Source organism: Massilia genomosp. 1 (assembly GCF_011682185.1).
GTDB lineage: Bacteria > Pseudomonadota > Gammaproteobacteria > Burkholderiales > Burkholderiaceae_D > Telluria_A > Telluria_A rubra.
Genome location: NZ_WHJF01000140.1, coordinates 1 through 14,288, shown reverse-complemented (window position 1 = coordinate 14,288; position 14,288 = coordinate 1). Strand labels below are relative to the sequence as shown.

Sequence of the window (14,288 nt, the reverse complement as noted above, 5' to 3'; positions counted from 1 at the left end):
CCGCCTCGAAGGTCGAGCAGCTGACACCGCGACTGTGGAAACAGCATTGCGCCGACAATCCGCTACGCTCGGACCTGCACAGATTTAACGGCTGATCTACAACGCCGCTCAGCTACCGCTTACGGTTGCTGGCCATTAATGATGCCGCTGCCAGCGAGCTAGTGGCGGTGAGAAAGAGGGTAGCGAGCAGGAGGGAAAGGGAATGTTTTTTCATTTTTACTTTCTGGAAAGAAGATCTATGGTTCATCACAGGGGGAAACTGGGAACTTTACTGACTGGAAGGTTAATGCCCCGAAATCACCGCCGGGCGTTAAGAAGTACCGCAGACGTCAATGCACCTACGCATTTGGGCATCAGGAAGTGACGCTATGGTGCAGCCGCTCATGTTCTCAGCGTCACTTGCATACCGTGAGCATTTTCGCCTTGGTGTCGCCTGCAGCCCCGCAGCGTCATTGAAGGATCTCGTAACGTCGCTTCGTCCGCCGCGATGCTGTGTGCCCCAGCGCCCACGGGGCAGCTCTCAGCAAGGCGGGGCCTCACCTTGCTCTGTAGCGCCTCGCGGCGCGTTTGGTTGACTAATCCCGTGTCAGAGGACTCATGGCGTGTGGAGGTAGTCGGTGGTTCGCACCACGACACCACGAAATGGGAGAAGCGATCCACATCCATCATCTAACTCTAACAAACTTGTCGTATGGCTACGGTAATACGGATCAGTTCGCTTATTGTTGATCTGTAACAAGGCATGATCGTGTCACCAGTCAAAACCAGACTGGAAAGGATGCAGTAGGCCGATACCATGGGCCGTCTCGCATTGGGCGAGTCGGTGGCCAAGCGATTACGTCACGACCCGTCAATCAATTATGCGGATGCGCAAAAGGCTCACCTCGGTCGATGCAGCCGACTCCTGACATTCGTGCAGTCGCCTTCTGAAAACGACACCGGTCACGGCGGAATTGGTGGAGACGGTGCTGTCGCGCCAGCTCGACGATCTTGAGCCGACGCTGGCGCACCACCGCTACCGGCTCAAGGACATGCCCGAGCAGTTCGACGCCAAGGCCGCCGAGATTCGCGCGATGTTCAGCAACCAGCTCGAACCGAAGCGCACGGCCGAGATCCGCGAGCGCATGCTCGCTGCGGGCTTGCCGATCTAACGGACAATGCGGGCGAGCGCTGTAGCCGACCAGCACTGCCCGATCAGTCGCAGTTTTTCCCGGTTCACGCCGATGAAACGCAGGTCGACACGGCTGAATGCAGGTTTATTCTTAGTTATCTCTGGTTTCAGGTGGGCGCTGGACGCAGTTATCTCTGGTCGAAAATGCCGCTGAATGCAGGTCATACCGTTTTCGATTGCAGGTCACTACAGCTAGCCATGCAACGACGACCAACGCCTCCCCCATCTACCAGGCGCGCCAACTGCCACTCCAGCCTACCGGGATAGACTCTAAGCACGCTGGCGGGGCATTGCACGACCGGGGCCCGCAGCACCCGGCTGCTAATCCCCGTCCATGACATCGGCGACATCGTCGGCAATGCCCAGGCCGCAGTCGTCGGAGTCGTCGTCGCTACGCCGGCGGCGCCGGGAGCGGTAGATCAACAGCAAGCCAAGCAGCACCAATGCCGCGCCGCCCGCTGGCCATGCCCATCCGGGGCGGTCGAACGTCAGCAGCACGATCAGCACACCGGCGATGCTCATCAGGCAGCCGGTCCATGCCATGACGGCAGCCTTCATGCGACGCTCAACAGCAGAACCAAGGCCATGTAGAGCAGGAAGACCACGCCCGCCATGCACAACAGCGCCACGGTGCGCCACAAGGCCTCGCCAGTGCTGAGTGCGTAAGCGCCGCGCAGTTGCAGGAACATGTGGACCGGCGGCGCCAACAGCACCACGGCGCCCGCCACGACGCCCATACCGGCCGCCCCGATCGCAAAGACCAGCGCGAACATGAGCGCCATGAACGACAGCGAATACAGCGAAAACACCGCGTGGTCGTACATCGTCACGCCGCGCCGCCAGAAGAACAGCAGCCATAAAAAGGGCAGCGAGATCGGCACCAGCAAAAATGAAAACTTGGCGCCACTGCTTTTGAGCTTGTAGATCGTCAACGCCGGATTCTCGGCCGCATGCTTGACGGCGGCGTCGAGCGCCGGCCATCGGGTGTTCATGTTGAACTCATTCGACGTAAACCAGCGACGTTCGCTACCGTCAGCGCCGGTTTTGTCGAAAAGCGCCAGCGCCATCTCGGCGCCGGCCAGCTCGGCTTTGGCGTCGGCCTGCCCAGCGCCCTCGGCAGCGCGCAGCGCCGCCTTTGCCTGCGCCACTTCCTGTACGAACTCGGCACGCGCTTCGGCCCGCGCTGCCGGGTCGGACATAGTCACGCGCGTCGTTCCGCTGCTGAGCGATGCCACAAAAAACAGGAAAAACACCAGGAACAAAAACAAGGCCAGCGGCGACACGAAGCGGGTACGCTGGCCGTCGATGTAGCGCCGCGTCAGCTCGCCGGGCCTGGCGACCAGCATGGGGATCGTGCGCCAGCCCTTGGCGTCGAAGTGCAAAATGCCGTGCAGCACCTCTTCGCCCAGGTGCAGCAAGGACTTGTGCACATGCGCATGCTGCCCGCACAGATGGCAAAACGGGCCTGTCAGCGCAGCGCCGCAGTTGGCGCAGGTACACGCATGTCCATGTCCATGTCCGCCGTGCGCGCCCGCTTCCGCCACGCTCAAGGCGCCTGCCGCTTCCAGTTCCATCGCCATCGCTGTGTTCCCGCAGGTAAGATTGTTTAATGCGGGCAATAATATCATTCGCATCACAATCACAGGCAACATTTTCAGGCAGTTTCGCGCGCCCTCGTCTGCATTAACAGCACTTTGATCTCCGGCACGCAGGAGCCGCAATTGCCGCCCGCTTTCACGCAAGCCGTCACTTCCGGCACCGTTTTGAGGTCGCGCGCGACGATCGCCGCGCAGATCGTGTTACGCCCGACGCCGAAGCAGGAACACACAGTCGGCCCGGTATCGAGCCGCGTGCCGAGCGCCTGCCCGGCCAGCAGCCCGGCGCGGTCGAGCTGGGTGAGCGAATCGCTGGCGAACAGGCTGGCCAGCCAGGCGCGCGCCGGCAGGTCGGTGCGCGGCGAGAGGAAGATGCACTGTTCGATGCGCTCGCCCACCACATGCACGGCGCGATACACGCCGTCGCTGGCGTCTTCGTAATCGAGCCAGTCGGCATCCATGCTCACGCCGAGCAGCGCGCGCGCCCAGGCGGCGCGCTCGCGCAACTGGCCGCGCCCGGCCATCTCGTAGCGCGCAAAACCACGACCCTGCACCCGCGTCCAGTGCGCAACCTGGTCCAGCGCCAGCTCGCTGCGGCTCAAGACAAAGGCGTGCCACGCCACGCCGAAGCGCTCCACCTGCACCGGCGTGTGCTTGAATTCCGGCTCGCCCGAGACCGGATCGACCGCCGGATTGACCACGGTACCCACGCGCGCGTCGGACGCGCTCTGGCCGTTCCAGTGAATCGGCACGAACACCGATCCGCGTGCGATGCCGCCGCCGTGCTGCACGCGCGCCACCATCGCACCCCACTGGCTCGACACGCGTGCCAGCTCGCCTTCACGCACGCCGTACAGCAGCGCGTCTTGCGGGTGCATGTCGATGAAGGCTTCGGCCGTATGGTCGGCCAGGCGCGGCGCGCGGCCGGTGCGGCTCATGGTGTGCCACTGATCGCGCACGCGCCCGGTGTTGAGCACCAGCGGATACTCGGGATCGACCGCGTTGACCGGCGCGCGCGGCGCCGTGGCGATGAAGCGCGCCTTGCCGTCGGCATGGGCGAAACGGCGGTCGGCGAACAGGCGCGCGCTGCCTTCCAGGGCGCCGTCGGCGCCGCGCCGCACCGGCCACTGCACCGGTTCGAGCTTGTCGTAGTCCGGCGCCGGCAGGCCGCACAGGCCCGCCAGGTTGAACATCCGCGCACCGTCGTTCCGGAAGACGCTCAAACGCGCGTGTTCGTCGAAGACCGCATGCGAACTGGCGAAATCAAAACCATCAAACCCCATGCGCCGCGCCACGTCGGCCAACATACGCCAGTCGGCGCGCGCCTCGCCGGGCGCCGGCAAGAAGGCGCGCTGGCGCGAAATCAGGCGCTCCGAATTGGTCACCGTGCCATCTTTCTCGCCCCAGCCCAGCGCCGGCAGCAGCACATCGGCAAACGCATTCGTGTCGGTGTTGGCGATAATGTCGGACACCACCACCAGCTCGCACTTTTCCAGCGCGCGCTGGACCTGGTTCGCATCCGGCATGCTCACCATCGGATTGGTGGCGATGACCCACACCGCCTTGACCGTACCCGCCTCGATCGCCTTGAACAGGTCGACCGCCTTCAAGCCACCCTTGTCCGCAATGCGCGGCGACGACCAGAAGGTTTGCACCGTGTCGCGGTGTTGCGGATTGTCCAGGTCCATGTGCGCGGCCAGCATGTTGGCCAAACCGCCCACTTCGCGCCCACCCATGGCGTTCGGCTGGCCGGTGATCGAAAACGGCCCCATGCCCGGCTGGCCGATGCGGCCGGTGAGCAGGTGGCAGTTGATGATGCTGTTGACTTTGTCGGTGCCCGCCGACGACTGGTTTACCCCTTGCGAGAAGGCCGTGATCACTTTCGTGGTCGCCGCAAAGCCGCCGTAGAAAGCCATCAGGTCGCTTGGCTCGACGCGGCAGTGGCGCGCCACCGCCAGCGGATCGGCGCAATCGACATGCGCCGCGTCCAGCGCCTGTTCCAGGCCGTTGGTGTGCGCTTCGATGAACGCCGTGTCCTGGACGCCGCTTTTCGCCAGATAGCTCAACAAGCCGTTGAACAGCCACACGTCGGTGCCGGGTTTGACCGGCAGGTGCAGGTCGGCCAGTTCGCAGGTGGCGGTGCGGCGCGGGTCGATGACGACGATCCGCACTTCGGGGCGCGCATCCTTCAGGCGCGCGATGCGCTGGAACAGGATCGGGTGGCACCACGCCGTGTTCGAGCCGACCAGCACCACCATGTCGGCCAGGTCGAAGTCTTCGTAGCAGCCCGGCACCAGGTCGGCCCCGAAGGCGCGCTTGTGGCCGGCCACGGCGGACGACATGCACAGGCGCGAGTTGGTGTCGATGTTGGCGCTGCCGATGTACCCTTTCATCAGCTTGTTGGCGACGTAATAGTCTTCGGTCAGCAGCTGGCCCGAGACATACAGCGCCACCGCATCCGGCCCGTGTTGGTCGATGATGGCGCGCAGGCCGCCGGCGACGCGCTCCAGGGCTTCATCCCACGACACCTGGCGCAGCGCGCCGTCCTCGCGCACGGCCGGATGCAGCAGGCGGCCTTCGAGGCCGATGGTTTCGCCGAGCGCCGCGCCCTTCACGCACAGGCGGCCGCGATTGGCGGGATGGCTGGCGTCGCCCGCGATGGCGATGGCGCCGTCGGGCAAGGGCGTGGCGGTGACGCCGCAGCCCACGCCGCAGTAGGGACAGGTGCTGCGCACCGCAAGAGATATGGGGGATAAGTTCAAGTCGGGCTCCGTGTCAGGCGGCTTGGGCGCACAGGGCTTCGCCGAACAGCAGGCGGCTGCGCATGGCCGATATGTCGGTGCGGTTCTGGATCAGGCCGAAGTACCACGGGCCGTCCTGCACGTCGCCGTACAGGACCGCGCCCGCGATGCGGTTACCGGCCAACACCAGGCGTTTGTAGATGCCACGGCGCGGGTCGCGCAGCACCAGGTCTTCGCTGCCCTCGCCGCCGATAAAGTCGCCGACCGAATACAGGTCGACGCCGGTCACTTTCAGCTTGGTCGGCGTGGCTTGCTGGACGTAGCGCCGGTGGCCGTTGCGCGCCAGGTGCGCGCCGCAGACCTTGGCCTGGTCCCAGATCGGTGCTACCAGCCCGAAGGTGGCGCTGCGGTGCTGCACGCATTCGCCCACGGCGTAGATGCGCGGATCGTAGGTCTGCAAGGTGTCGTCGACGACGATGGCGCGCTCGCAGTGCAGGCCGGCCGCCTTGGCCAGTTCGATGTTCGGGCGCACGCCGGCGGCCATGACGACCAGGTCGGCCGGAATCTCGCTGCCGTCCTTGAAGCGCACGGCTTTTACGCGCGCATTGTCCACACTGCCCACGATCTCGCTGGTGTGCGCTTCGAGCAGGAAGCGCAGGCCTTTGAGTTCGAGCGCGGTTTTCAGGAGCAGCGCGGCCGGCTTGTCGAGCTGCTGGTTCATCAGGCTGTCCATCATATGCACCACGGTGACCTGCATGCCGCGCCGCAGCAGGCCGTTGGCCGCCTCCAGCCCAAGCAGGCCGCCGCCAATGACGACCGCGTGGCCGCCGCTGCGGGCCGCTTCCAGCATGGTATCGACATCCTGGATGTCGCGAAATCCGATCACGCCCGCCAATTTATGGCCCGGCACCGGCACGATGAAGGGCTTGGAGCCGGTCGCCAGCAGCAGCCGGTCGTACCAGACTTCGCGCCCCGACTGCGAACGTACCATGCGCTTGCGGCGGTCGATATGCACCACCGGGTCGCCCGCGTGCAGGGTGATGCCGTTGGCGGCATACCATTCACGCGTGTGCAGCATGATGTCGTCGATGTTCTTTTCGCCGGCCAGCAGCGGCGAGAGCAGGATGCGGTTGTAATTGCCATGCGGCTCGGCGCCGAACACCGTGATGTCGTACAGCTCCGGCGCCAGCTTGAGCATTTCCTCGACCGTGCGCATGCCGGCCATGCCGTTACCGATCACGACCAGCGATTGCCTGGCGACGGGCGCAGATTCTAAGGCCATGCTCTTGCTCCCATTCATGCGCAGACCCACACCTTGCCGTCTTCGACCCGCGCGCGGTAGCTCGGCACCGAGTGTTCCGGCGCTTCCAGGCATTCGCCGGTACACAGGTCGAAGTGCTGTTTATAGATCGGCGAGGCGACCACGATGCGTTCGCCCAGGCTGCCCACCAGGCCGCGCGAGAGTACCGACACGCCGCTGTTCGGATCATAGTTCCCGATGGCGAAGACGCGTTCTTCGGCGTCAAGCACATGGAACACGGCGACCTGTTCGCCGTTCAGCAGTGCGCACACGCCGGTGTTGGGGACGATCTCGTCGAGCGAGCAGACGGCGGTCCAGTTGGTCAGTTCGATATCGCGGTGCATGAGCGTCTCCTTAGGCGGTTTTGACGATGAGGGGGATGACGCGCTTGCGTTCTTCGATCGTGGCCGGGCGAATCTGGCCGCGTTCAGGCATGAAGACCACGTTCTGGTCGGCCTGGTCGCTGTTGACGAAATGGCGGAAGCGCTGGCGCGTGGCCGGATCGTTGACGGCGTTCTTCCACTCGCAGGCGTAGGTGTCGACCACGTGCTGCATGTCCGCTTCGAGTTCGGCGGCCAGGTGCAGCTTGTCGTCGATGATCACCGATTTGAGGTAATCGAGGCCGCCTTCGAGGTTGTCGCGCCAGACGCTGGTGCGTTGCAGGCGGTCGGCGGTGCGGACATAAAACATCAGGAAGCGGTCGATGTAGCGCACCACGGTTTCCTGGTCCAGGTCCGAGGCGATGAGCTCCGCATGGCGCGGCTTCATGCCGCCGTTGCCGCACACGTACAGGTTCCAGCCTTTTTCGGTGGCGATCAGGCCCACGTCCTTGCCCTGCGCTTCGGCGCATTCGCGGGTGCAGCCGGAAACGCCGAACTTGATCTTGTGCGGCGTGCGCAAGCCTTTGTAGCGGTTTTCCAGTTCGATGGCGAATCCGACGCTGTCGGCCACGCCGTAGCGGCACCAGGTGGAACCGACGCACGACTTGACGGTGCGCAGCGACTTGCCGTAGGCATGGCCCGACTCAAAACCGGCCTCGATCAGCTCTTCCCAGATAAACGGCAACTGCTCGACGCGCGCGCCGAACAGGTCGACCCGCTGGCCGCCGGTGATCTTGGTGTACAGGCCATATTTTTTGGCGACCATGCCGACCGCGATCAAGCCATCGGCCGTCACTTCCCCGCCCGGCATGCGCGGCACCACCGAATAGGTGCCGTCCTTCTGGATGTTACCGAGGAAGTAGTCGTTCGAATCCTGCAGGCTGGCGTGTTCGGGTTTGAGCACGAAGTCGTTCCAGGTCGAGGCCAGCACGTTGGCGGCCACCGGCTTGCAGACATCGCAACCGCGTCCCGTGCCGTGCTGCGCCAGCAGGTCTTCGAAAGACGTGATGTTGCCGACCTTGACCAGGTGGTAGATTTCCTGGCGCGAGTACGGGAAGTGTTCGCAGACGTGGTTGTTGACGGCCATGCCCTGCTTCTTCATCTCGGCCTTCATCACTTGCGTGACCAGCGCCACGCAGCCGCCGCAGGTGGAACCGGCCTTGGTGCAGCTTTTGAGCGCGCCGATGGTGGTGGCGCCGCCGCACACGGCGGCGCACAGGTCGCCTTTCGATACATCGTTGCAGGAGCAGATCTGGGCCGTATCGGGCAGCGCGTCCACGCCCAGGCCGGGGCGTGCCTTGCCGTCGCTTTGCGGCAGGATCAGGAATTCGGGCGACTCGGGCAGCTCGATCTTGTTCAACATCATTTGCAGCAGGGTGCCGTACTCGCTGGCGTCGCCCACCATCACGCCGCCGAGCAGGAATTTGCCGCAGTCCGACACCACGATTTTCTTGTAGACCTGTTTGCGCTCGTCGGTGAACTGGTACGAGCGGCTGCCCGGGCTGGCCGCGTGCGGATCGCCAATGCTGGCCACGTCCACGCCCATCAGTTTGAGCTTGGTGCTCATGTCGGCGCCGGTAAACGCTGCCGCTTCGCCTTGCAAGTGACGCGCGGCGACGCGCGCCATGTCGTAGCCCGGCGCCACCAGGCCGAACAGCTGCCCGTTCCACAGTGCGCATTCGCCGATGGCGTAGACGTCCGGGTCGGACGTGAGGCAGCTGTTGTCGATGGCGATGCCGCCGCGCGGGCCGATCGCCAGCCCGCACAGGCGCGCCAGGTCGTCGCGCGGGCGGATGCCGGCCGAGAAGACGATCATGTCGGTATCCAGATGGCTGCCGTCGGCAAAGTTCATGCGGTGGGTGCCGTCTTCGCCGTCGATGATCTCGAGCGTGTTCTTTTGCGTGTGGACGGTCACGCCCAGGTCTTCGATCTTGGCGCGCAGCACGCGCGCGCCGCCATCGTCGACCTGCACCGCCATCAGGCGCGGGGCGAATTCCACCACGTGGGTTTGCAGCTGCATGTCGCGCAGGGCCTTGGCGCATTCCAGGCCAAGCAGGCCGCCGCCGATCACCACGCCGGTTTTGGAGCGCTTGCCGCATTCGAGCATCGCTTCCAGGTCTTCGATGGTGCGGTAGACGAAGCAGTCCTTGCGGTCCTTGCCGGCCAGCGGCGGCACGAACGGGGTCGAACCGGTGGCGAACACCAGTTTGTCGTAGGCCAGCACTTCGCCGCTGCCGACGGTGACGGTTTTGGCTTCGCGGTCGACCGCGATGGCCTTTGCGTTCAGCTTGAGCAGCATATTGCCGCCCTCGAAGAAGCCGGCCGGCACCAGCGACAGCTGGTCGGCCGATTTACCGGCAAAGAATTCGGACAGGTGTACGCGGTCGTAGGCGGCGCGCGGCTCCTCGCACAGGACCGTCACTTCCAGCCCCGACGCGGCGGCGCTGCCTAGCGACTCGAGAAATTTGTGGCCTACCATGCCGTGGCCGATGACGATGATCTTCATGCGAATTCTCCCTAAGCGACTGCGTTGTTGACGGCGACCGGACGGTCGTCCACGGCGGCGCTGAGCCGGACCGCGATGGCGCACAGCGCCGACAGCAGCACCAGGCCGCTGAGGATGGTGAGGGTTTGGGCTATATTGCCGGTGCCTTTCATCAGAAAGCCCGCAGCGACCGCGCCCACGTTGCCGCCGGCGCCGATGATGCCGGCCACGCCGCCCAATGCCTTGCTGTCGATGAAAGGCACCAGCGCGTAGGTGGCGCCGCAAGCCATGTGGGTGAACAGGCCGAAGACCAGCATGGCGATCACCGCGAAGGCGACGCCGTCGGCCTTGGCGAACCACAGCAGGCCCGCGCCTTCGCCGATCATCAGCACGAACAGCAAGGTGACGCGGCTGTTGATGGTGCCGCGCATGGCCAGCTTGTCCGATACCCAGCCGCCCAGCGCACGGGCGAACAGCGCCAGCAGGCCGAAGCTGCCGGCGGCCATGCCGGCTTGTTTCAGGCTCAGTTTGAAGTGGTCGACGTAGTAGACGGCGGCGATGTTGTGGATGAAGATCTCGATACCGAAGCAGGCGCCGTAGGTGACGAACAGCAGCCACACGCGGTGATTGGCGCTGGCGGCCTTGAAGCTCTCCCAGCCCCCCGCTCGGGCAGCGCCCTTGCTACCACCCTCGACAGGGATGCCGGCGGCGCGCATGGCGTCGTAGTTACCTTGCGGGCAGTCCTGGGTGAATGTCCAGTACAAGCCGGCCATGACGACCATCAGCACGCCGGGGACCAGGAGGGCCACCCTCCAGCCGAGGGCTTCGCTTACGCCGAGCATCAGCAGCGCGCCGACCAGCAGGGGCATCAGCGCCTGGGCCGCGCCGCCGCCGGCGTTGCCCCAGCCGGCGGCGGCCGCGTTGGCGGTGCCGACGACGTTGGGGGCGAACATGACCGAGGTGTGGTACTGGGTGATGACGAAGCTGGCGCCTACGGCGCCGATGCCGAGGCGGAAGAACAGGAAGCTTTCGTAGCTTTGCGAGGCAGCCACGCCAAGGACGGGGATGGCGCCGAGCAGCAGCAGGCCTGTGTAGGCCTTGCGCGGTCCGAAGCGGTCGCACATGGGGCCGACGACCAGGCGGACCAGGATGGTGATGGCGACGGCGGCGATGTTGATGTTGGCAACCTGGGCCAGGGTCAGGCCGAATTCGCCTTTGATAATGGGCATCAGCGGCGCGCAGGCGAACCAGGCGAAGAAGCAGACGAAGAAGGCCATCCAGGTCAGGTGGAAGGCGCGCATCTGCGGTGTGCTCATACTAAAGAGAGCGATGGTGTTTGCTTTGGTGGCCATGTTTTATCCCGTTAAAAACAAAAAGGCGTCCGACCAGACCCGGTTGTCAACACCAGGTTGGACGGACGCCGTTGTCCTGCCGATCCGTCGTTAGATCAGCGCAAGTTGTTCAGGGGATCGCCATTGATCCGATAGGTATTGATTAGCAAACGCCGTGCCAGCGTGGCTCAGGGGTGGGATGGACGGGTGCGAGGGGAGAATTCAAGCGGACGCTACATTGCGGTGCAACAATGCCCGAAAATGATGCGTGCATGCGTGCGTCCCTGCCTCATTGATCAAGAATCGGAAACGACCCGGCATAGCCGCGCGGATCGCCGCCATCCCAGCGCACGCCGTCGATGAGGGTCGAACTGCGCATGCTCGATGCCGGTAACTGGGTCCCGGTCATCTCGGCCGCGCCTGTGTACAAGTCGATCCGGTTGACCGCCCGGGCCTGGCCCAGGTAATCCGGATCTTCCCTGAGCAAACCCCACCTGCGCTGCTGGGTCATGAACCACATCCCGTCCGACAGATACGGAAAATTGACCTCGCCGTCGCCATGAAAACGCAGCGCCCGCGCATCCGTCCAGCGCGCGCCGGCGCCATTGTCGTACTGCCCAAAGAGGCGCGCCGCAATGGCTTGCCTGCCCGTGTTCAGGTACGCCGTTCCGGCCAGCACCGTGGCCGTGTGCTCCTTGTTGGCCTGGGAAGCCTCGATCCAGCGGCTGGCGTCGAGCAGGGCCGCGATCATGGCGCGGCAGGTAGCCGGTTCGCTCGCGGCAAACGCCGCCGTGGTCCCCAGCACCTTGCCCGGATGATCGGGCCAGATTTGCTGGCTGCTCACCGCCGTCACGCCCACGCCCTCGTCGATGGCGCGCTGGCCCCACGGTTCGCCCGCGCAGAAACCGTCGATCATGCCCGCCCGCAAGCTGCCCACCATCTGGGCCGGCGGCACCGTCAGCGCGCGCGCCTGGCGCAGCGGGTCGATGCCGTGCGCCGCCAGCCAGTAATACAGCAGCATCGCGTGGTTACCAGTCGGAAAAGTGTGGGCGAACGTGGTGCTGCGGGGACAATCCCGCATGTGCTGCGCCAGGCTCGGCCCATCGAGCGCGCCCTGCTCCGCCAGCGCGCGCGACAAGGTCACCGCCTGGCCATTGCGGCTCAGGTTCATGAGCACCGCCATCGCCTGCCGCTGACAGCCGATGCCCAGCTGCACGCCGTACATCAGGCCATACAGCACGTGGGCGGCGTCGAGCGCGCCCGAGCCAAGCTTGTCGCGCAGATTGGCCCAGGAAGTCTCGCGGCTGAGGACGATCCTGATGCCGTACTGGCGGTCGAAGCCGCACTCGGTCGCCATGACCAGCGACGCGCAATCGGTCAAGGGCATGAAGCCGATCCTGACCGTGCGCAATTGATTACTGTTTATCACTGCCATACCACTCCTTGTGTTCCCGCCGGCACCGATTCAACCGAGCAGATCCTCGACATCGAGGATGCGCTGGGCGATCTCCGCCAGCTTCAGATTCTTGTTCATCGCCATGCTGCGCAGCTTCTGGTAGGCCTGGTCCTCGGTCAGCCGGTGATGCGTCATCAAGATGCCCTTGGCGCGGTCGATCACCTTGCGTTCGGCCAGCTTGTGGCGCGTCTCGCTGAGCTCGGCCAGCAGTTTCTGCTCCTGGCGGAAACGCGCCAGCGCCACGTTCAGCACCGGTTTGATGCGCTCGGACTGCAAGCCGGCCACGATGTAGGCCGACACACCAGCCGCCATGGCCGCGTCCATGCTGGTGGTGGTGGCGTCCTCGGTAAACAGCACGATCGGGCGGCGCTCGTCGCGGGTGGCGATGACGATATGCTCGAGCACGTCGCGCGCGTCCGATTCGGCGTCGATGATGATCATGTCGGGCTGTAGTTGGGCAATCCTTTCTGGAAGGTAGATATCGGCGGGCAGCGAAGCGACGATGTCGTAGCCCGATTCGAGCAGGCCGATGCGCAGCGCATTGCCGCGCATGACCTGGACGGCCAGGGCGGCATCGTGCTCGCCACCGTCCGGCACGATGGTGTTGACGACGACAATGCGCAGCGTGCGAGGGGGGAGCGCGGGAGTTCTGGACATTTGTTTGCTGGAGAGTGTGGCCATGTACTTACCATACAAGCAAGATGCGCGCCAAGCATGCAAAGGGGGTCCAATGAGGTGGAACGGACGGGAATAGTTGCATCCTTCAGCCAGCCTGCGCTACATTGCGCTTCCTGCATCCAACCATTCCGAAAGCCGAGTATGCGCATCTGTTCTTCCCTCCTTGGCGGCGTCCTCCTCGCCGCAGCCCTGCTGGCGCCCGGCCTGGCGGCGGCCGATCCGTCCATCATCTACCTGGTCCGGCATGGCGAGAAGGGAGCAGTCGAGAAAGATCCTGAGTTGACGGCCCAGGGCAAGGCCCGCGCCGGCAATATTGCCGCCATCCTCAGGTCGACCGGCATCACCCATATTTACAGCAGTACGGCGCAGCGTACGCGGCAGACGGCGCAGCCGCTGGCCAGCGCCCTGGGACTGGAGGTGCGCACCTACGACCCCGCGCAGGGCGCCAGGCTGGTCGCGCAGGTCAAGGCGGCGGGAGGGACGGCCTTGGTGGTTGGCCACTCGAATACGGTTCCGGAACTGGTGCGCTTGTTTGGCGGAAAACCGGGCGCCGATATCGGCGATGATGAATTCGACCGGCTGTACCAGTTGATCGTCGATCAAGATGGCGGCGTGACGACGGTGTTGCTGCATTCGGTGCCGAATTGAGGGGACAGGACTACAGCGAACAGCGCATGCGGTCTTTGTTCGGTCGCCGCTGGCAGCGCCGGGGTGGAACCAAGTAGGAAGTTTGCACGTGCATCCTGGCAAGCGGTTCCAGCCTCCGGCGCTTCAACGACGTTCGAAGCCTTTTCCATCGACAAAAGGGGCCCTCGAAAAACCGTAGCGAGCGGCGTCAGTTTGGTCCGAGAAGCGCAGCCGTACGAATGTACGGTGAGCATCGCCGGGCGAAAATGACGCCGCGCAGGAGGTTTTTCGAGGTCCCCAAAAGACTCGAACAAAGACTTAATGCGCCGTCACATAAGCCGGCGCCTCCTTCGGCGACTGGCTCAGGACCGTTTTCTTGACATCCTCCCCTCCCTAAAGGAAGGGGATTCCTACGGCGCCGCGTGATGATCTACGGGTCGCTTCGGTGGGTTCCTGCTTCATCGAGCGGCCTGACTGCGCCGACTCTCCACAGGCCAAGACGCGATGTCCTCGCGCTAAAACAT

The 14,288-nt window shown here is 64.5% G+C and carries 11 protein-coding genes; 2 read left to right on the top strand and 9 right to left on the bottom strand.

The genetic code is table 11. From position 1 onward, the window contains the following. Positions 1-956: 956 nt before the first annotated feature. On the top strand, positions 957-1,151 hold the full coding sequence (locus tag F1735_RS30300) for a phosphoribulokinase (protein ID WP_373888607.1): 195 nt from the start codon (positions 957-959) through the stop codon (positions 1,149-1,151). A gap of 341 nt (positions 1,152-1,492) precedes the next feature. Here F1735_RS30300 and F1735_RS30295 read toward each other — a convergent pair whose 3' ends face one another. The 9 genes from F1735_RS30295 to F1735_RS30255 form a co-directional block, all read right to left on the bottom strand. Further along, on the bottom strand, positions 1,493-1,729 hold the full coding sequence (locus tag F1735_RS30295) for a hypothetical protein (protein WP_167240390.1): 237 nt from the start codon (positions 1,727-1,729) through the stop codon (positions 1,493-1,495). After that, a complete protein-coding gene (locus tag F1735_RS30290; protein WP_167240389.1) occupies positions 1,726-2,751 on the bottom strand; it encodes a DUF3667 domain-containing protein in 1,026 nt (341 codons plus the stop codon). The genes F1735_RS30295 and F1735_RS30290 overlap by 4 nt, the downstream gene beginning before the upstream one ends. A gap of 74 nt (positions 2,752-2,825) precedes the next feature. After that, positions 2,826-5,528: a nitrate reductase gene (locus F1735_RS30285; protein ID WP_167240388.1), complete on the bottom strand. Its 2,703-nt coding sequence runs from the start codon at positions 5,526-5,528 to the stop codon at positions 2,826-2,828. A 13-nt stretch (positions 5,529-5,541) separates the two neighbouring features. Next, on the bottom strand, positions 5,542-6,789 hold the full coding sequence (locus F1735_RS30280) for an NAD(P)/FAD-dependent oxidoreductase (protein WP_222853116.1): 1,248 nt from the start codon (positions 6,787-6,789) through the stop codon (positions 5,542-5,544). Between the two features lie 14 nt (positions 6,790-6,803). Further along, positions 6,804-7,151: a nitrite reductase small subunit NirD gene (gene nirD, locus F1735_RS30275; protein ID WP_167240386.1), complete on the bottom strand. Its 348-nt coding sequence runs from the start codon at positions 7,149-7,151 to the stop codon at positions 6,804-6,806. Between the two features lie 10 nt (positions 7,152-7,161). Beyond that, positions 7,162-9,693 carry a nitrite reductase large subunit NirB gene (gene nirB, locus F1735_RS30270; protein ID WP_167240385.1) on the bottom strand — a complete coding sequence of 844 codons (2,532 nt, stop codon included), beginning with the start codon at positions 9,691-9,693 and terminating at the stop codon, positions 7,162-7,164. Between the two features lie 11 nt (positions 9,694-9,704). Then, entirely contained in the window at positions 9,705-11,024 is a 1,320-nt protein-coding gene (locus F1735_RS30265) for an MFS transporter (protein WP_167240384.1), read from the bottom strand. Positions 11,025-11,292: 268 nt separating this feature from the next. Further along, entirely contained in the window at positions 11,293-12,438 is a 1,146-nt protein-coding gene (locus F1735_RS30260; RefSeq protein WP_167240383.1) for a CmpA/NrtA family ABC transporter substrate-binding protein, read from the bottom strand. A 30-nt stretch (positions 12,439-12,468) separates the two neighbouring features. Continuing rightward, complete coding sequence (locus F1735_RS30255; RefSeq protein WP_167240382.1) at positions 12,469-13,116, bottom strand: ANTAR domain-containing response regulator; 648 nt, start codon at positions 13,114-13,116, stop codon at positions 12,469-12,471. A 162-nt stretch (positions 13,117-13,278) separates the two neighbouring features. On the opposite strand from F1735_RS30255, the gene F1735_RS30250 reads away from it, so the two are divergent. Continuing rightward, positions 13,279-13,785, top strand: coding sequence for a SixA phosphatase family protein (locus F1735_RS30250; RefSeq protein WP_167240381.1), 507 nt, complete (start codon positions 13,279-13,281; stop codon positions 13,783-13,785). Positions 13,786-14,288: the final 503 nt, after the last annotated feature.

Excerpts from the sequence above, each read along its gene's own strand:
- F1735_RS30295 (WP_167240390.1), bottom strand. The coding sequence starts at position 1,729 with ATGAAGGCTGCCGTCATGGCATGGACCGGCTGCCTGATGAGCATCGCC.
- F1735_RS30290 (WP_167240389.1), bottom strand. The coding sequence starts at position 2,751 with ATGGCGATGGAACTGGAAGCGGCAGGCGCCTTGAGCGTGGCGGAAGCG.
- F1735_RS30280 (WP_222853116.1), bottom strand. The coding sequence starts at position 6,789 with ATGGCCTTAGAATCTGCGCCCGTCGCCAGGCAATCGCTGGTCGTGATC.
- nirD (WP_167240386.1), bottom strand. The coding sequence starts at position 7,151 with ATGCACCGCGATATCGAACTGACCAACTGGACCGCCGTCTGCTCGCTC.
- nirB (WP_167240385.1), bottom strand. The coding sequence starts at position 9,693 with ATGAAGATCATCGTCATCGGCCACGGCATGGTAGGCCACAAATTTCTC.
- F1735_RS30265 (WP_167240384.1), bottom strand. The coding sequence starts at position 11,024 with ATGGCCACCAAAGCAAACACCATCGCTCTCTTTAGTATGAGCACACCG.
- F1735_RS30260 (WP_167240383.1), bottom strand. The coding sequence starts at position 12,438 with ATGGCAGTGATAAACAGTAATCAATTGCGCACGGTCAGGATCGGCTTC.
- F1735_RS30255 (WP_167240382.1), bottom strand. The coding sequence starts at position 13,116 with ATGTCCAGAACTCCCGCGCTCCCCCCTCGCACGCTGCGCATTGTCGTC.
- F1735_RS30250 (WP_167240381.1), top strand. The coding sequence starts at position 13,279 with ATGCGCATCTGTTCTTCCCTCCTTGGCGGCGTCCTCCTCGCCGCAGCC.